The 17596-nt window shown below is 71.2% G+C and carries 17 protein-coding genes; 8 read left to right on the forward strand and 9 right to left on the reverse strand.

The genetic code is table 11. The features are described 5' to 3' along the window. Nucleotides 1-85: 85 nt before the first annotated feature. Nucleotides 86-1054, reverse strand: a complete 969-nt coding sequence (locus ACH4YP_RS00585; RefSeq protein WP_361052573.1) for an aminoglycoside phosphotransferase family protein — start codon at nucleotides 1052-1054, stop codon at nucleotides 86-88. A 58-nt stretch (nucleotides 1055-1112) separates the two neighbouring features. After that, nucleotides 1113-4283 (reverse strand): cytochrome P450, encoded by a 3171-nt coding sequence (locus ACH4YP_RS00590; RefSeq protein WP_398488686.1) that lies wholly within the window; start codon nucleotides 4281-4283, stop codon nucleotides 1113-1115. Between the two features lie 270 nt (nucleotides 4284-4553). Here ACH4YP_RS00590 and ACH4YP_RS00595 point away from each other — a divergent pair, with 270 nt between their 5' ends. Together ACH4YP_RS00595 and ACH4YP_RS00600 are read left to right on the forward strand one after the other, a co-directional pair. Beyond that, nucleotides 4554-4946, forward strand: a complete 393-nt coding sequence (locus tag ACH4YP_RS00595) for a hypothetical protein (RefSeq protein WP_361052567.1) — start codon at nucleotides 4554-4556, stop codon at nucleotides 4944-4946. 2 nt (nucleotides 4947-4948) lie between these two features. Next, nucleotides 4949-5599, forward strand: a complete 651-nt coding sequence (locus ACH4YP_RS00600; protein ID WP_361052564.1) for a PAS domain-containing protein — start codon at nucleotides 4949-4951, stop codon at nucleotides 5597-5599. Here the strand turns inward: ACH4YP_RS00600 and ACH4YP_RS00605 are convergent. Beyond that, nucleotides 5596-6480 (reverse strand): DUF3626 domain-containing protein, encoded by an 885-nt coding sequence (locus ACH4YP_RS00605; RefSeq protein WP_398488687.1) that lies wholly within the window; start codon nucleotides 6478-6480, stop codon nucleotides 5596-5598. The two genes, ACH4YP_RS00600 and ACH4YP_RS00605, sit on opposite strands and share 4 nt — an antisense overlap. A 96-nt stretch (nucleotides 6481-6576) precedes the next feature. Here ACH4YP_RS00605 and ACH4YP_RS00610 point away from each other — a divergent pair, with 96 nt between their 5' ends. After that, on the forward strand, nucleotides 6577-7071 hold the full coding sequence (locus ACH4YP_RS00610) for an FBP domain-containing protein (RefSeq protein WP_398488688.1): 495 nt from the start codon (nucleotides 6577-6579) through the stop codon (nucleotides 7069-7071). A 13-nt stretch (nucleotides 7072-7084) separates the two neighbouring features. Here ACH4YP_RS00610 and ACH4YP_RS00615 read toward each other — a convergent pair whose 3' ends face one another. Beyond that, complete coding sequence (locus tag ACH4YP_RS00615) at nucleotides 7085-8413, reverse strand: erythromycin esterase family protein (protein WP_398488689.1); 1329 nt, start codon at nucleotides 8411-8413, stop codon at nucleotides 7085-7087. A gap of 72 nt (nucleotides 8414-8485) precedes the next feature. Here ACH4YP_RS00615 and ACH4YP_RS00620 point away from each other — a divergent pair, with 72 nt between their 5' ends. From ACH4YP_RS00620 to ACH4YP_RS00630, 3 genes are all read left to right on the forward strand, one after another. Then, nucleotides 8486-8692, forward strand: a complete 207-nt coding sequence (locus tag ACH4YP_RS00620) for a hypothetical protein (RefSeq protein WP_398488691.1) — start codon at nucleotides 8486-8488, stop codon at nucleotides 8690-8692. Continuing rightward, complete coding sequence (locus ACH4YP_RS00625; RefSeq protein WP_398488692.1) at nucleotides 8676-9923, forward strand: aromatic acid exporter family protein; 1248 nt, start codon at nucleotides 8676-8678, stop codon at nucleotides 9921-9923. The genes ACH4YP_RS00620 and ACH4YP_RS00625 overlap by 17 nt, the downstream gene beginning before the upstream one ends. An 88-nt stretch (nucleotides 9924-10011) precedes the next feature. Next, entirely contained in the window at nucleotides 10012-11076 is a 1065-nt protein-coding gene (locus ACH4YP_RS00630; RefSeq protein ID WP_398488693.1) for a hypothetical protein, read from the forward strand. A gap of 33 nt (nucleotides 11077-11109) precedes the next feature. Here the strand turns inward: ACH4YP_RS00630 and ACH4YP_RS00635 are convergent, their stop codons facing one another. Both ACH4YP_RS00635 and ACH4YP_RS00640 read right to left on the reverse strand, forming a co-directional pair. Then, entirely contained in the window at nucleotides 11110-11835 is a 726-nt protein-coding gene (locus ACH4YP_RS00635; RefSeq protein ID WP_361052542.1) for a DUF2470 domain-containing protein, read from the reverse strand. A 97-nt stretch (nucleotides 11836-11932) separates the two neighbouring features. Continuing rightward, complete coding sequence (locus ACH4YP_RS00640) at nucleotides 11933-12541, reverse strand: TetR/AcrR family transcriptional regulator (RefSeq protein WP_361052539.1); 609 nt, start codon at nucleotides 12539-12541, stop codon at nucleotides 11933-11935. Between the two features lie 108 nt (nucleotides 12542-12649). Between ACH4YP_RS00640 and ACH4YP_RS00645 the strand changes: the two genes are divergently transcribed. Next, nucleotides 12650-14173, forward strand: coding sequence for a cytochrome P450 (locus ACH4YP_RS00645; RefSeq protein ID WP_361052536.1), 1524 nt, complete (start codon nucleotides 12650-12652; stop codon nucleotides 14171-14173). Here ACH4YP_RS00645 and ACH4YP_RS00650 read toward each other — a convergent pair. Next, entirely contained in the window at nucleotides 14141-14980 is an 840-nt protein-coding gene (locus ACH4YP_RS00650) for a pentapeptide repeat-containing protein (protein WP_361052533.1), read from the reverse strand. The two genes, ACH4YP_RS00645 and ACH4YP_RS00650, sit on opposite strands and share 33 nt — an antisense overlap. Nucleotides 14981-15131: 151 nt before the next feature. Here ACH4YP_RS00650 and ACH4YP_RS00655 point away from each other — a divergent pair, with 151 nt between their 5' ends. After that, nucleotides 15132-15329 carry a DUF5999 family protein gene (locus ACH4YP_RS00655; RefSeq protein WP_398488695.1) on the forward strand — a complete coding sequence of 66 codons (198 nt, stop codon included), beginning with the start codon at nucleotides 15132-15134 and terminating at the stop codon, nucleotides 15327-15329. Between the two features lie 29 nt (nucleotides 15330-15358). Here the strand turns inward: ACH4YP_RS00655 and ACH4YP_RS00660 are convergent, their stop codons facing one another. Together ACH4YP_RS00660 and ACH4YP_RS00665 are read right to left on the reverse strand one after the other, a co-directional pair. Next, nucleotides 15359-16093 (reverse strand): PIG-L deacetylase family protein, encoded by a 735-nt coding sequence (locus tag ACH4YP_RS00660; protein ID WP_361052496.1) that lies wholly within the window; start codon nucleotides 16091-16093, stop codon nucleotides 15359-15361. Between the two features lie 76 nt (nucleotides 16094-16169). Beyond that, nucleotides 16170-17471, reverse strand: a complete 1302-nt coding sequence (locus ACH4YP_RS00665) for an alpha/beta fold hydrolase (protein ID WP_361052493.1) — start codon at nucleotides 17469-17471, stop codon at nucleotides 16170-16172. Between the last annotated feature and the right edge of the window lie 125 nt (nucleotides 17472-17596).

Below are 17596 nucleotides of genomic sequence, written 5' to 3' on the forward strand. Positions count from 1 at the left end.
CTCACCGGCGGAGTTCCTCCGGAGCTCACCGACCGAGTCCGGGACTCACTGGCCGAGTCCGAGGCTCGCCGGCCGAGTCCGAGGCTCACTGGCCCAGTTCGTCCAGGGCCGCGGTGAGTTCCGGGGCGACGCGTTCCCTGACCCAGGCGACCTGCTCGTCCCCCGCGCCACGCGGGACGGTCTCGATGAGCATGATCAGGTAGAGATAGCTGCGGTAGAGGGCGAGGCGTTGACGGGCCGAGTGGGTGAACTCAGCTTGTCCGCCCTCTTCTTGATATCCCGTCAGGAAGTCGTGGTCCTTCCCGATGTCACCGAGCAGCGCCAGCGAGACGAAGTCGGCGAGCGGGTCTCCCCAGAACATCCGCTCGCCGTCGATCAGTCCGCCGATCCTGGGCTCGCCGCCACCTTCCGGGCGGTCGACCAGGATGTTCCCCTGCCACAGGTCGAAGTGCACCAGGCGCGGGACCGTGACCTCGTCCAGGGCGTCGTACGCCGACTTGGCCGCGCGGGCCACCTCGTCCACCGGGCGCGGCAGCCAGGCCTCGTACCGGCGGGCGTCCTCAAGGACGGCGTCGTAGATGGCGGTGAAGGCCGTACGCCAGTCTGCGGACAGGGGGCCGAGGGCACCGGACGGGTAGCCGAAGCCGGGGCCGGTCACCTGGTGGAGGCGGGCCACATGTCGCCCCAACTCCCGGCGCAGAGTTGCCTGTTCAGCCTCTGGGTAGGTGTCCCATGAATCGCCGGGGCAGGCCGTCATCAGGAGGTGGGAGCCTTCGGGCGCGTCCAGGCAGACGTGCACGACTCGCGGCGCGGGCAGGTCGACCGTGGCGGCGGCGCGGTAGAACTCCGCCTCCGAGACGAGGAGTTCACGCTCGTGGCTCATGCCGGGGACGGCCGGCGGGGGCGGGATCTTCAACATGTACCGGCTGCCGTCGGTGAGGCGGAGTTCCTCGACGGTGTTGTACGTCCCGCCGCTCATCGCCCGGCAGCCGACGAGGCTGCCGGGCGGGAACCCGGCCGCCTCCAGGATCCGTCGGGCCCGCTCCTCCGACATTCCGCCCCACCCCGTTCTCGTCGTTGCGTCGCTCGGTCGGCGACCGCCGCCGCGCGACTCACCCGGCCGCGTAGACGTCCTCCACATAGCGGCCCGCCGCGATCAGCTCGTCGAGCCACCGCTCGCAGGCCGCGTCGTCGGCGTCCTGCGTACGGTCCCGGTACAGGATACGGAAGGCGTCGCGCACCCCGGGTGCCATCCGTGAACCGTCGCCGCAGACATAGACGCGGGCACCGGAGTTCAGCAGGTCCCACACCTCGTCCGCCTCGGCGGCGATCCGGTGCTGGACGAAGCTCACGCCGTCGACGGGAGCCGCACTGAAGGCAGGGCGCAGGGAGACGGCTCCGGCGGTCTCGGCGGCGAGGAGCTCCTCGGCGTGCAGGAAGTCCGCGTCCGGGGCGTCGCAGCCGAAGTAGCAGAGAGCGGGGGCCAGTTGGCTGCCGACAGCGGCACGGTCGGCGATGGCTCCGCGGAAGGGGGCGAGGCCCGTTCCCGCGGCCACCATGACGACCGGTGCCGAGTGGTCGACGCGGAAGGCCTCCCGGCACGGCTGGACCCGGGCGAGCACCGTGTCACCCGGCTTGACCGCGCTCAGATGACCGGAGCCGGTCCCCGTGTAGATGCCGTTCCCCGAGCGGGCCGGCGCCTCCAGCAGCGAGACCATCAGGTCGGCGTGAGAGGGGTCGGTGGCGGGCGAGGACGAGATCGAGTAGGTGCGGGGGCGCAGCGGCGTGAGGATCTCTTCGAGCAGCAGCGGCCAGTCCAGTGCGCCGCACAGCGCGGGGTACGCCTCGACGAGCTCGATCAGGGTGCGCGGATCGGAGTCCTGGAGCTTGGCGAGGGCGGCCCGTTCCGGCGGGCACGGGTTGGTGGCGGCGAGTACCGCCAACCGGTCGGCGGTGGGACGCTCCTGCAACTCCACGTGGTGCAGGAGCAGTTGACGGACCGTCAATGGCCGGTCCACTGCGATCCCGTCGCGGCGCGGACGACTCGCCCGGATGTCGAGCACGTCGTCGAGGTCCACGCCGAGCGCGGTCGCTGCCCTCTCGACGAGTTCCGGCGAGTTGACGGGCAGCACGGTGAGGTGGTCGCCGGTGCGGTAGGCGGTGCCGTCGGGCAGCGCGAGCCGCACGAAGCGCTTGGTCCGCGGGTGCCCTGGGGCGGTGAGGTCGTAGGCCTCGGTGACCGTCATCGGGACGAGGTCGTGCCGGGCGGCGAGCGTGTCGAGGGGGCCGCCGGTCAGCGTACGGACCTCGTAGGCCGCCGTGTCGTCCGGTGCGGTGTCGTCCGTGGCGTCGGGGTCGCCGTACTTCTCCAGCAGGGCGGTGCGCAGCTCGGCGGTGAAGCCGCGGACGGTCCCGTTCAGGTCGCCCGAGGCGTCGGCGGCCGCGCGGTCCAGGAGCCGGGTACCGCCCAGTCCGGCCAGCCGGTCGTCGATGCGGGTCGGGAAGTGCTGGTACGTGGCGGCCCAGTTGCGGTCGCCGACTCCCAGGACGGCGTACGTCAGGTCCGGCGCGGCCGGGGCCCCGTCGAGCCAGGCGGCGAACGCGGTGGCGTCGTCGGTGGGCCGGCCGTTGTAGGAGGCCGCGGTGATGACGACGGGGCGGCCGGTGGGCAGCCCGTCGGCGTACGCGTCCAGCGCCGCCACCTCGGTCTCGCACCCCAACACGGCTGCCTCGTCGGCCATTTGAGCGGCGAACTCACGACAGGTCCCGTAGTTACTGCCGTGCAGGAAGAGCGCTCGGGTGCCGGATCGTACCCGGGCGGGCAGCGTCCTCTCGTCGGCCACCGTGTCCTGTTGCCGCACGGCGCCCGGGAGTTGGGCGTGCTCCCGGTCGGCCGTCGCGCGCGGGGTGAGCGTGAGCGTGAAGCCGTCGGGCTTCAGTGTCAGCGTCTCCTTCACCGTGAGCCGGTAGTCGGCGTGGTCGCGCAGCCGGTAGCGGTGGACGAGCATCGCCAGCAGCATGGTCGCCTCGTGGAGCGCGAACTGCCGCCCGATACAGGCGCGTTCACCGGTGCCGAACGGCTTGAACGCATGCGGTGAGCGCGCGGCCTCCGCCTCCGGTGTGAAGCGCGAGGGGTCGAACAGCTCGGGGTTGTCGCCCCACACCGGCTGCCGGTGCAGCATCGGAGCGAGCACCATGACGCCCTGCCCGGCCCGCACCGGGATCCGCCCGCCGAGCAGCGTGTCCTCACGTGCGTGCCTGCCGAACACGGCGGCCGTCGGCCACAGCCGCAGCGCTTCGTTGAGCACCTGCCGGGTGTACGCGAGCTGCCCGACCTCCTCGAACGTCGGCTCGGGGTCGGCCGTGTCGCCCCACAACGCGTCCACCTCACGCTGTACGAGCTGGAGCACGGCGGGGTGCTTGGAGAGGTAGTGGAGCGCGAACGACATGGCGCCGGACGTGGTCTCGTGGCCCGCGATCAGGAAGGTGATCACCTGGTTGCGGATGTTGGCGGTGTCGAGCGTGGTGCCGTCGGCGGGGTGCTCGGCGGAGAGCATGAGTCCGAGCAGGTCGTCGGCGGTGCCGTCTCCTTCGGAGACCCGGGCCTCGATCACGTCGTCGACCACCTGCGCCAGGTAGTCGGAGTCGCTCTGGAAGGCCGCGTCCGCCGCGGAGTGGTCCTGGCCGGGAAGACGGCTCAGCCTGGTCATGCTCCACTCCAGGCACCGGACCATGGCCTCGACGAACGGATGCGGCTCGTCCCGCTCGAAGGACCCGAAGTCGTAGCCGAACCCGGCAAGACCGATGGTGTCGAGCGTCATCCGCGTCATGTCGTCGGGGACGTTCACCGGAGCCCCGTCCCGGGCCCCGCGATCCCACGAGCCGATCAGCCTGCGCGCCACCTTCAGCATCACCGGGTGATACGTCCGCATCGACCCGAGTGCGAAGGCCGGCATGAGGATGTCGTGCGCCTTGGCCCAGTTCGGCTCGTCGTTGTACGCCGTGAAGAGTCCGTCGGCGGCGAACTCCCGCACGTTCTGCAGAGCGGGCCCGACATGCTTGGCGAACCGCGTCTCGTCGGCGAGTTCGGTCACCAGCTCCAGGTCACTCACGAACAGGGTGTCCCGGCCGTGCAGCCGCCGCACGAGCACCGACCCGTGGGCACGGCTCAACTCCATGACCTGCTGCAGCGGGGTGCGGCCGGGTCCAACGGCGGAAATGTCGACGACAGGAACACCGTCAAGGGTCCCGACGACCTGCGGATGCGACACGGTGGGGGGCATGACGCGACAACTGCCTTTCGTGGTACGGAAGTCACTGCCGTCCCAGCTTCAACCAGTCCTCGGGACCGTTCGCGCCACAGAGCTACACGATCGTGTAGCGCTTTCCGTCCGGCGGCCCTTGCAACCGGGGCGCCCCTTGAAGCACCGGTCACCCCTCCCGCCCCTTCAGGGGTGGGAGGAACTGCGCGATCAGCCACAGCGGACCCGCACCCAACACACACGCCCGGCCGTCTCCCCCGCCGAACAAGCGGAGCGCATAGGCTCCGCCACATGGAACAGAGCGAGATCATCCTGCGAGCCATCGGCGTCCTGACCGAGACCCAGGAGATGGTGCGCAGGCTCAACGAGGATGTCGAGGTCGACATAGACGCCGGAGAGGCGCAGCTCGGCAGGCTGGTGACCGAGGTGTTCCCGTCGGTCGAGGTCCCCGGCGACGCGACCCCGGCAGAGGCGGGTCAGGCCGTCGTCGACGCCCTGATGCCCGCGGCGATCTCCCTGGTCGGCGCCTTCGCCTTCCTGTTCTCGGAACTCGCCGAGGTCCACGACACCGGCCGCATCGACATCAAGAGCACCGAACTCCTGCGCGGGCTCGCACTCCGCCTGTCCAACTCGAACACGCGCACGGACAACGACGACAGCGACGACAGCGACGACGACGCCTGACCATGTCCGACGTGCCTCCCGAATCCGCGGTGGTCTGGCGCAACCGCGCCATGACCCTCTTCGACCGCATCCCCATGCCCATCGCGGTGTGTGACGTCTACGGGGCGATCATCCTGGCCAACCCGGCGATGGCGGCGGAATGGGGCGCGACTCCGGGAGGCCTCCGCGGCCGGGACGTACTGGATCTCTTCCAGCCCCAGGAGGCGACACAGGTGGAGCGCATCGCCCAGGCGCTGCGTCTGCGTCACCGCTCGCGCTACCAGATCTCGGTCCGCTGGCGGACCCCCGGCGGCACCGAGCGGTACGGCGAGCTGACGGCGGACCCTGTCAGCGACACCGTCGACGCGACCACCACCCTGCTCGTCCTGCTACGGATGCTCGGTGAGCAAGAGCCGAAGACACCGGCGCCCGCTCCCGCCGAGCCGCCCGCCACTCCGGCCGAGGCCCGCATCCTGGCCCTGCTCGCGGGCGGCGCGACCACCGCGCACGCCGCCCGCGAGACAAGCCTCACCGTGGACGGCGTCAACTACCATCTGCGCCGCCTGACCCGCCGCTGGAACGCTGCCAACCGGACGGAACTCGTCGCCCGCGCCTACGCCCTGGGCGTGCTCACCCCCGGCACCTGGCCGCCGTCCGCCGCTCCCCTCGGCTAACGAGCCGCCCGGCCCGCAGCCTCGCCGGCCGAGGCGGGTCGCCCGGCGGGCGCCCCGAACCTGGCCAGGCAGTGCCACACCTTCTTCAGGTCCTGCGGGTCGTGACGCCCCGTGCGCGCGGCGTCACCGATGACCCGAGGGTCGAGGTGCCCGTCCTCGGCGATCCGCGCCCCCAACTCGACGTACCGCGGACCGCGAAAATCCGGATGGCGGCTCAACTCCTCGACGGAGAGCCGGTATCCGGGGTGCCATTCGACCGGGCAGGGCAGCCGCCGGGCCGCGGCCTCGACGGTGGTGCCGCGGTAGCAGGGGTCCAGGACCAGTGCCTCCATGTCCCGCTCCAGGGCGACCCGTCCGTGCACCTGCGCCTCGATGTAGTCGTCGAGGGCGTCCCGGTCGTCCGCCTCGGCCAGGCCGATGAGGGACATCCCGTCGGCGACCCCGAACGCCGTCGGATCGACAGAGCTGTCGGGATAGCAGAACGTGGCACGCCACAGCGCGTCCGAGGTCAGCCGGAAGTGCGCGGAGCCGAATCTCGGTGCGGCGCCGACCACTTGGTGCCGGAAGTTCAGCGCGCCGTACACCGGCCGCTCGTGCGGGGCCGCCGCGTCGTACGCCCCGCCGAACATCCGGCTCTCCCAACGCCAACGGTCGCCGCCCGGACGCGCCGTCAGCCCGCCGTTACTGGTACCCGTGACGAACTGCGAGTGGTACGTGCCGTCCTCGGCCAGCGCCTCCAGGATCGGGCGCCCGCGCGCCAGCCGGTCCGGGTGCAGATTCAGCGTCACCCTCAGTGCCGGATCGACGGCGGGCCCGGACGACAGCGCCGCGACATGGAGCAGGGCCCGCGCCCGCGGTGAGCCGGTGTCCCCGAAATTCACTGGATCTCCCTCGACGCGACTAAGTAGCCTAGGTCAGAACCTAGTACCCCTAGGTTCAGCCCAGCCGGTCACGACTCACCAGGAGAACCCCTCACAATGAGACCACTCACCGAGCAGGACATCCGAACCTGTTTCATCAACTGTTCCAAGGGCGAGGCCAAACGACTGCCGATACCGCGCGATCTGGCGGAACGACCATGGGACGACCTGGACTTCCTGGGCTGGCGAGACCCCGGAGCACCCGACCGAAGCTATCTGGTGACCGAGCGGGCCGACCGGCTCACCGGTGTGACCCTGCGCTTCCCCTCCCGGCAACGCGGCTTCCCGCACCGCAGCATGTGCTCGGTCTGCCTGACGACCCACCCGGGCAACGGCGTCTCCCTGATGACGGCACGCAAGACGGGGCCGGCCGGCCGCGAGGGCAACTCGGTCGGCATCTACATGTGCGCCGACCTCGCCTGCTCCCTCTACCTACGCGGCAGGAAACAGCTCGACTCCGGCTCCCGTATCGAGGAGAGCCTCACCCTGGACCAGCAGATCGCCCGAGCGACCGGCCATCTGTCGGCCTTCCTGGACCGGCTGTACGCCTGACGGATCGCCGCGCCTAACCGTCCCGCAGCCGCGAGGCCTCCACCCGGTGAAGGTGGATGAGGATGTCGTGGGACGGGGCGAGTGCGATGTCGCGGTCCGCTTCCGGGTAGTCCGTGCCTATGCTGCGCGTCGGCCTCGCCGTCGACAGCCACGCACGGGCGGCGGCCGGGGCGGTACGCAGGTCGAGTACGTAGTCACGGTGGCGCACGCGGTCCAGGGTGGCTTCGTTGCTCCCCGGGGCCGCCGGCCCCACCGTGAAGCGCTGGAGCCTGCCGTCCGGTCCCGTCGCGTTGAACGAGCCCCGGTCGAAGGTGAATCCGACGCTGACGTAGTCACGGCCGAGTGCGTCACGCAGGAACGCGCCCTGCATCTTCGGGTACCACTCCGGCTCGTGCGTCACATAGCCGACGTGGGCGTTGTGCGCCGACAGCAGGACCTTGGCGCCTGTGTGCCGCTGCCACCAGGCCACGTTGTCCGCCATGATCCGGTCGCGGTAGAGCATGCAGGCGGCGACCTGCTCGGGGTCCTCGGCGTCGAAGTCGTACCCGCGGGCTGTCTGGTCGATGGCTGTCGCGTGCTGGACCGCCCAGTCGTACGCCTCGCCGGCCCCACTGGCGCCCTTGATCAGCTCCAGTGCCTCACCGGTCCTGACCGCCATCTCCCTGCGTTCGGCGAGCGGACGGTTCAGGTACCGCTCGATGTACTCGCCGGCCTGGACGGTCGGACGCAGGCCGCGGTAGAGCCTGTTGACACGGTCCAGCAGGCCGGGGTGGTTGCGGGCCACATAGTCGGTGACGAGGTCGTACAGCTCGGGGCCGTTGTAGGCGAAGTCGTCGCCCATGAACCGCACCGGATCGTCCGGGTGCTGGCGGTTGTACGCGCGCATCCACTCGACGAGTTCCAGGTACTCGGAGTTGTTCCACAGCCGGTAGTCGCGCTGGAACTCGTCCCGCATGATGCGCCGCGGGTCGCCGGTGCCGTACAGGACGTAGTCGTTCAGGCGCAGGCCCGTGCTCCAGCTGGCCTCCAGGGCGAAGGTGCGGAAGCCCTTCTCCTCGACGAGATGGCGGAAGACGCGGTGCTTCATGGCGAAGAAGTCGTGCGAGCTGTGGGTGGCCTCGCCCAGGCCCACGACACGTGCGTCACCGATCATGCGGGCGAGGGGGCGGAGATCGCGGGTGTCGCCCCGCGGTTCGACGGTTCGCAGCGGATGGGCGGCGCGCTGAAGGGCCTCGACGACCTCCCTGTCCGTGGGTGCGGCCGACGCCGGTGTCGCGCCGGACGCCACGATGCCGAGACAGACGAGCAGGGCTAAGACGAATCCCGACCTATGCCATTTCATGATCCAAGGCTCGCGCGCGAACACGGCCCGGGACCATCCGGCACACCCCCGTTCTCTCCTGAGGTCAGCCACGTGCGCACGCCTGTGGTCTTCCTCAGGACGGCCGCCGCGTGCGACGCGGACGGGGCACGAACGGCCCTGGTCAACGCGTTCTCGGCCGTGTCAGACTGGCCGCTCGGCCTGTGCCTCCTTGCCATCGTCTCGGGTGAGCTGCGCCGTCTGGACTGGTTCGGTGCGGCTGTGGAACGGGAAGTGCCCAAGGATGCGAGATGTACGTGAGGCGTGGGCCGCGGGCAGGGCCCGGGTCGCGAAGTGGCGCCAGGAGCCGGTGATCGTCCAGACGGTCCGTTCCGCGGCCGCCGCGACGATCGCGTACGTGGTGGCGCTGCGGTTCAGTCCCGAGGCCGCGCCTCTCACCGCTCCCCTGACCGCGCTCCTCGTCGTCCAGGTCACGCTCTACGCCACCCTCACGACCGGCATACGACGGGTCAACGCCGTGGTGGCGGGCGTCCTCATCGCCATCGGCTTCAGCGCCCTCGTGGGGCTGACCTGGTGGAGCCTGGGGTTGCTCATCCTCGCCTCGCTGGCCGTCGGACACCTGGTACGGGTCAGCGAGTTCGTGCCCGAGGTGGCGATCAGCGCGATGCTGGTCCTCGGTGTCACCCGGGTCGGCGACACGGCCTGGGCGCGGATCCTGGAGACGGTGATCGGCGCTCTGGTGGGGTTCGGCTGCAATCTGCTGTTCGCTCCCCCGGTGTGGGTCGGCGCGGCGGGCGACTCCATCGAGGATCTGGCGCGCAGGATGCGGCAGTTGCTGCTGCGCGTCGGCGAGGAGGCCGCCGGCCGCACTCCGGTGGCGGTCGCGGCGGCGCGGCTCCACGAGGCACGGGAGCTCGACCACGACATCGTCGACGTGGACGCGGCCCTCAAACAGGCCGAGGACAGCCTGCGGCTCAATCCGCGTGTACGGGAGGGGCTGCTGCACCGGGTCGTGCTGCGCACCGGCCTCGACACGCTGGAGATCTGCACGGTGGTGCTGCGGGTCCTCGCCCGCACCCTCACGGACCTCGCCAAGGAGCGGGCGCCCGAGCCGTTGTTCGAGACGGAGATCGGGGCGACCCTGGAGCAGTTGCTCGCCGAGGTCGGGGACGCGGTGGTCAGCTTCGCCGTCCTCGTCACCACGGATGTCAGTCACAGCGCGGAGTCGGCGGAGTCCCGGCTCGCCTCCGAGCTCGTCGCCGCGACCGCCACCCGCGACAAGCTGGGCCAGCTCCTCCTGGAGGAGGTCCAGCGGGACGCCCGGCAGTGGCAGTTCCACGGGGCCGTCCTCACCGAGGTCACCCGGATACTCGACGAACTCGACATGGAGCACCGATCGCGCCGGCTCCTGGAGGAGCTGGACCGCTGCGCGCAGGAACAGCGCGATCGCATGCCCCGCCTGGACCGCCTCCGCCGACGGCTGCGCTCCGCCCGGCGGAACCGTACCGCCCCGTCACGTCGTACTACGTGACGTGCTGATCGCCGTACGACGTCCCGACGACGGACGTCCATGGCGACCGCGGAACGACATGTCCATATGAAGACAGAGGGAGTTACGGATGGCCGACGGCACCGTGCGGATCGACGGGAACTCACTGCGGCTGGCGGGCGGTGTCCAGGTCCGGTTCATCCGCACCCTGCGCCTGCCCGAGACGGGTACGCATCCCCTGCCCCCGGGGCTCGGCGAGTTCCCGCTGCGGCGCGTGGAGGACTACCCGGAGACGGTGCCCGCCGAGTGGCTGGCGCGCGGCGGGGTGATGCTGCCGGTGTATCTGCGCGAGGCGATGTGGCTGAGCTTCGGCGGCACCTCGGAACCGGCCGCTCTCCAGGTGGGCGTCGGGAAGGTGTGCGCGGTCTCCGGCAAGCCGTGGAGCCCCGGGCCGTCGCGGAAGCCGCAGAACTACGTGGTCCTGCCCCGTCAGCCGTGGCTCGACGGCATCAACTCCGGGAAGGGCACGGTCCGTCAGTTCGTGGCGGTCCCGCTCGGTCTCGGTGCCACGGTCGAGGGCCAGGTCACCGGCGAGGAGGTGTGGGGCGGCGTACAGCTGCAGTCGTTCCCGCTGAACGACACCGCGCTGCACGCCTGGCGTGAGGAGCAGCGGCGGCTGGCGGAGGCGGTGGAGCAGCGCCGCAGGAGCGCCGCGGCGGGTGGCTACGGCGCGGCGATGCCCATGGCGCCAGGTTCCGCGCCCCAGTGGGGCGCTCCGGCGCCGGCTCCGGCGGGCGGTGCGCCGCGCGCCGCGGCGGCGATGGGGCTCGGCGTCGGCGGCTCGATGCGTCAGGAGGTCTACGAGGACGACCGTCCGCTGTCGGACTGGGCGACCGCGGCGGCCGGCCGTGTCTTCGTACACCTCGTGACGCCGCCCGAGTGGCGCCGCATCACGGGCGAGGCGCCCCCGCCGTCGCCCGTCGACCGGGCGGCCTACACCCGGGCCGGGCTGCCCTGGTTCGACTACTACGACCAGGACGCCGCGGACCTCGCTCCCACGGACACGCTCGGCGACGTCAAGCCGGTCGGCGACTGGCTCGGCGACGACCACACTCCGTGGCAGCCGCCGTCGCCCCAGCAGGTGAAGCCGCTGGGAGACGCACCGGGCCAGCCCGTCGTGGACGGCGAGTGGTGAAACCGGCTCCGGCCCGCGGCCGGAGTGTTCACCTCACCCGTCGCCCTCCGTGCGCTGCCGCTGCAGCGCACGCGGGCAGCTCGCGCTGCTCGCCTGGGTGAGCAGGACGTGCATGCGCTCGGTGAGCTGTCCGACGTTGTCGGCGGGCCGGTGGAAGGGCAGCCGTACGTCGCCGTGGCCGCGCGCCCGCTCGATGCGCAGCGTCAGTCCGTGCCGGTCGACGGCGAGCGGCTGTACGCGCACGGCGCCGTGCAGGCTGTCCGGTTCGACGAGGCGGGTCAGCCGCTCGACCGCGTCCGGGTGCGCGTCGGCGAGGTGTGTGAGGAGCTGCGCCTCCGCGAGGGCCAGCGGGTCGGGTTCGGCGACGGCGAACTCGTCGAGGTCGACGACGACCGCCCCGCCGGGCTCGCGGAGCACGGCGCGCGTGGCGTGGAACGCCAAGTGCCCTTCCTCGGGCGCGAACCAGCCGGCCATCCAGAGCCTGGCGCGGATCCGGTTCCGTACGGGAACGGGCGCCACGTCGGCGAACTCCAGGACGGCGGACGGCTCTCCGCGCGGCGCGCAGATCGCGGCCGCCGCGAGCGTGCTGTCGTCCGGCAGGTGCAGCAGCACCCGGCCGTCCTCGGCGACGGTGTGCACGCCGATGAACTCCTCCCGACCGCCCTCCGCGGTCACCGCGCAGGACCATGCCGCGGCGAGCACCGAGCGGGCACGCTGTGCCGTGGCCGGCGCGGCCGTCCAGCTGTGACGGTCACCCATCCCAAACCTCCCTTAGGTAAGCCTTGCCTAACCTACCGAAGATCGAGGTGTACGCCAACCACATGGCACCGGTCGTCACACCTTGGTGACGGGGAATTCACGGAGTGATGGCACCCAACAGCGCCCGTGCGCACAGGTCGCGCACCTGATCCCGGGACAGCCCGGGCTCCTTGAGCCACTCCAGACAGGCCGCCGCCATGAAGGCGAGCCAGCCCCGCACGGCGATCCGCAGCGTCGGCAGGTCCTCCTCGGTCCAGGCCGTCTCCGGGTCCGCCGCCAGCGCCTCCAGGATCTGCCGCTGCTGCTCGGCGAGCGTCTCGCGGTACACCCTGCGCACGGCCTGGTCGCCCGCCGCCTCGGCGCGGTGGAAGGCGCGGAAGCCGTGCGCGTGCGCCTGCACGTACTCCAGGAAGGTGTCGAGTCCGGCGTCGATCTGTTCGCGCACCGGCACCCCGGGCACGGCGGCGGTGACCCGCAGCATCCGCTTGCTCTCGCGCTCCACCACGGCCGCGAAGAAGTCCCGCTTGGTCGGGAAGTAGTGGTAGAGCAACCCACGTGAGACGCCCGCGAGTTCGGCGACCTGCTCGATCCACACGTCGTCGTACGGGCTCTCCGAGAACAGCCGCGCTCCGACCGAGAGCAACTGCTCACGACGCTCCTCGGTGCTGAGCCGACGGCGTGTGCGCTCCCCCTCGTTGGCGGCCATGTCCGCACCTTACTTGACGTCGGTTCAACAGCGGGATCAGACTGACAGTCGCTATTGAATCCGCGTACAACAAGCCCAACCGGCGTTCGGCACAAGGGAGATGGCGTGATGGCGGGGACGACGAGGAGCACGCTGCCGAAGGGGTTCCGCAGTGCCGAGCTGGGCTGGCCCGAACTGCGCCGCATCCCGCGTCCGCCGCACCGCGTGCCGTTGGTCGGTGACGTCGTCGGCGTCAACCTCCGCACCCCGTTGCAGGATTCGCTGCGCGTCGGGCGACAACTCGGGCCGATCTTCCGGCGCAAGGGGTTCGGCAAGGAGATCGTCTTCGTGTGGGGTGCGAAGCTCTCGGGCGAGCTGGCGGACGAGTCGCGGTTCGCCAAGCACGTGGGCCTTGGGGTCGCCAACCTGCGGCCGGTCGCCGGGGACGGCCTGTTCACCGCGTACAACCACGAGCCCAACTGGCGGCTGGCGCACGACGTGTTGGCGCCCGGCTTCAGCCGCGACGCGATGGAGAGCTATCACGCGATGATGCTGGAGGTCACGGGCCGGCTGACGGACCGCTGGGACGGCGAGCGGGCGGCGGGCCGGGCCGTCGACGTGCCCGGCGACATGACCAAGCTGACGCTGGAGACGATCGCCCGCACCGGCTTCGGCCACGACTTCGGCTCGTTCGAACGCACCCGGCCGCACCCCTTCGTCACGTCCATGGTGGGCGCCCTGATGTACGCGCAGCGGCTCAACGTCGTCCCCGTGCCGCTGGCCCCGGTGCTGATGCGCTCCGCCACCCGCCGCAACGACGCGGACGTGGCGTACCTGAACCGCACGGTCGACAACGTGGTCGAGGCACGCGTCAACGGGCCTGCGGGGGAAGGCGATCTGCTGGACCGGATGCTGGACACGGCCCATCCCGAGACGGGTGAGCGCCTCACACCGGAGAACATCCGCCGCCAGGTGATCACCTTCCTGATCGCGGGCCACGAGACGACGTCCGGCGCGCTCTCCTTCGCCCTGCACTACCTCGCGCAGCACCCCGACATCGCCGCCCGCGCCCGCGCGGAGGTCGACCGCGTCTGGGGCGACACACCCCGGCCCGCCTACGAGCAGGTCGCCAGGCTCCGGTACGTACGACGGGTGCTCGACGAGTCGCTGCGCCTGTGGCCGACGGCGCCGGCGTACGCCCGCGAGGCCAAACAGGACACGGTCCTCGGCGGTGTCCATCCGATGCGCCGGGGCGCGTGGGCCCTGGTCCTGATCCCACTGCTGCACCGCGACCCGGAGGTGTGGGGCGCGGACGCGGAGGGGTTCGATCCCGACCGCTTCGGGCCGGGTGCCGTACGGGCCCGGCCCGCACACACGTTCAAGCCGTTCGGCACCGGTGCGCGGGCGTGCATCGGGCGGCAGTTCGCGCTGCACGAGGCGACGCTGGTGCTCGGGCTGCTGCTGCGCCGCTACGAGCTGCGGCCGGATCCGGCGTACCGGCTGCGGGTGGCCGAGCGGCTCACGCTGATGCCGGAGGGGCTGACACTGCACCTCGACCGCCGCTCTCCCGCGGCTCCCGCGCAACCGGAGGTCCCGGCGGTGTCGGAGACGCCCTCGGCCTCACGGTGTCCAGTGACCGGGGCGGGTGACTGACGCCGGAAGCCTGGTGCCGGGGCCGCCCTTCGCGGCGTTGACCTGCGGCTGGGTGAGGAAGAGCGCGCCGGTCAGGTCGGCGTCCGTGAGATCGGTGTCACGCAGGTCGGCGCCGATCAGATCCGCGCTCCGCAGATCGGCGCCCGTCAGGTCGGCGGCGATGAGGTACGCGCCACGGAGGTTGGCGCCGCTCAGGTCGGCGCCCTTGAGCCGGGCGCCCATGAGGTCGGCGCCCCGACGCTCCTTCTTCCTGCCCCGGCCGAGGCCGGCACGCGCCAGCTCACTCGCGCGCAGCAGCAGGACGTTGACGTCCTGGCGGACCGACGACACGTCCAGCCCGGCGAGCTCTTCCGGGGCCCGACGGGTCAGCGCCTCGGTCCTGTCGAGCTCGCGGCGCAGTTCGGAGTGGATCGGGCGGGCCGCGGACAGGTCCAACGCCTCGGTGAGATACCGGAGAAGCTCGTGGAGCTGTCGTACGACCGGGAACACGTCGAACATGAGCCGGGCCCGCTCCCCGGAGCCCGAGCGCCAGTCCGCGCCTTCGAAGGTCACCTGCGAGACCTTCTGGCCCGCGCCGAAGCAGTCGTAGACCGTGCAGCCGTTGAAGCCGCGCTGCCGCAACTCCGTGTGGATGCCGCAGCGGTTGTCCGTCCGGAGGTTCCGGCAGGGGCTTCCGGCGGCCTTGTCGATCGCGAAGTCCGCCGAGGCGGTGAAGGGCAGTGCCACACAGCACAGCCCGAAGCACTGGGTGCAGTCCGCCTTGAGTTCGGTGGGGGCGGATGCTTCGGTGCCGGTTTCGTCTTGCATGTCTCCCACCCTACGCAGCGCGCATCCAACTCCCTCGCGGGGAACGAACTCACCGATGAGTTCTCGGCGCCGGAGGCGTCTCCAATACAGCTGAGAACAGACTCCGCCACCGCGGAGGAAAGAGCCCCTTCACAGACCCCGGAGAGCCATCATGTGCACCCACTGGCCCACGTGCCCCACCGCCGACAGCCCCGACCACCACGACGCGGTCACCGTGTCCGCCCACCCGGAACAGGGCTGGAACCTGCTGTGCAACGGCACCGTCGTCTTCGACGACACCGGCGAACTCCTGCCGGACGGACGCGTCGTGGGCCCGCTGCGCACGATGCGCGAGCCGGTGGCGGCCTGAGGGCGTCTTCGCGGGTCGGTCGTCCTCGCTCAGCGGCCGAAGAGTTCGAAGGCGACAGCGGGCTTGCCACCGAAGCGTTCGCCCGTCGTCTGCGCGAAGCCGGTGAGGAAGGTTCGTACGTACGCTTCCGGCTCCTCGTCCGTCAACACCTCGATGTAGGTGCGGTGTTCGAGCAGGGAGAGCACCGCGCGCTCCATGCCGGGGGTCGCGTCCACCGCGTGCGTGGGGGTGCTGGAGCCCGCCACGGCGACCCAGCGCACTCCGTTCCAGGGCTCCAGGCCCAGCTCCGGGAAGATCCAGCGGTTACCGGCGTCCGAGGCCGCGTCCAGGGTGGCCCGGCCCACGGCGACATGGTCGGGTGTGTTCCAGGCGACCCCGCCCCAGGTGTCGCGGTGGTTGAGGGTGATCACCAACTCGGGGCGGTGCCTGCGGATCGCCGCGGCGATGTCCCGCCTCAGGGCGGTGCCGTATTCGACGACACCGTCCTTGTGGTCGAGGAACTCCACCTCGGTGACGCCCACGACGGCGGCGCTGGCCCGCTGCTCGCGTTCGCGCAGCGGGGCGCATTTCTCCGGCTCCAGGGTGTCGATCCCCGCCTCGCCTCGCGTTGCCAGGACGTACGTGACCTCGCGGCCGCCGTCCGTCCACGACGCGATCGCCGCGGAGCAGCCGTATTCCAGGTCATCGGGGTGGGCGACGACGGCGAGCGCGCGCTTCCAGTCCTCGGGCATGGGCTTGAGCTGGTCGTTCGTCGAGACGGTCATGGTCGCAGAATAGGCGTTTCGTCGGCCTTGTCATCCGAATTCCGCGGGCGGCGTGCGGCTGGGCGCGCCCCTGTCGTCAGGCCTCGTCGCGTGTGAGCGCCAGCAGGCGGTCCAGAACCCGTGGGCCGCCCGCCCGTACGCCGTCGTGTTCGAACTCGTTCGTCACGTACGTGCGCAGGCCGCGGATCGTGCGGGCGGTGCTCAGGGAGTGTTCGGTGTCGACGTACATGTCGTCGTGGTAGACGGCCGCGGCCACGGGGACCTCGTTGGCGGCGAGGCGGTCGGGGTCGTACAGCGGCGCCCAGTCGGTGCGCTCGGCGAGGAGGTCGGCCGTTTCGCGGAGGGGGCGCAGGGCCGGGTCGCAGTCGAAGGTCCAGGGGTGGACGGACTCGCCGGTGAAGAGGACCGGACCGTCGCCCGCGAGGGTCTTGGCGGCGTCGAACTGCGGAAAGTCGGCGCGGATCCGCTCGGCGGACCAGGCGGTGGGGCGGTCGCCCTGGGCGTAGGAGGCCTCGTGGACCAGTGCGTACAGCGGATGGCCCGCGAACGAGAGGACGGACAGGACGTCTTCCTGGAAGGCGTCGGAGAGGGCCGGGCCCTGGGCCGTGCGGACGAAGGCGTTCTCCAGGAGGTAGTGCAGGCGGTGGCTGCCCTCGCTGCCGCCGAGGAGGATGCCGAGGGACTGGAAGGCCTCGACGGTGAGGCGGTAGCCGCCGTTCAGGACGGGCTCGTGCCGCAGCAGGTGCTCGGCGATGCGCCGGGCCCGCTCGATGTCCTGGGGGTAACGCGCGTAGTGCGCGGCGACCTTGCGCTCGATACGCGGGTAGGCGGCCCGGTAGACGTCGTCGGCGTGGCCGTCCAGGGTGGGCAGGCCGCCGGTGATCAGGGCGGTGCTGAGGCCCTCGGGCGCGGTGGAGAGGTAGTTGACCGTGCAGAAGCCGCCGAAGCTCTGGCCGAGGACGGCCCAGGGGGCGCCGCCGGTGACGGCCGGGCGGATCGCCTCGCAGTCGCGGACGATGGAGTCGGCGCGGAACAGCGCGAGGTGGTCGGCCTGTTCGCGGGGGCCGCCGCGCAGCGGGAGGGTCTGCCGGTTGAGGGGCGTGGAGCTGCCGGTGCCGCGCTGGTCGAGCAGCAGGACGCGGTACTCCTCCAGGGCGCGGCCGAGCCAGGCCTGCTGGCCGACGAAACGATTCGCCCCGAAGCCGGGGCCGCCCTGGAGGTACACCAGCCAGGGCAGATCCTGGTCCGCCTTGTCGCTGCCGACCACTTCACGGGCGTACAGCTCGATCGTCTCCCCGGAGGGGTTGTCGTGATCGAGGGGCACGGTGAAGCGGCGGTCGCTGAGGACGACACCGGGCTGACGATAGCTGGCACTCAAAAGGGGCTCCCGAGACGGATGGATTCCTGACTGCGAACCAGTTCAGCACAAGTTCTCCGGCGAGCCGAGGCCGGGGATCAAGAAATTCGTACTGACCGGCCGATCAGGCCGGGAACCGCCTGCGT

Source organism: Streptomyces sp. NPDC020747, assembly GCF_044334695.1.
In the GTDB taxonomy this organism is placed as follows: Bacteria; Actinomycetota; Actinomycetes; order Streptomycetales; family Streptomycetaceae; genus Streptomyces.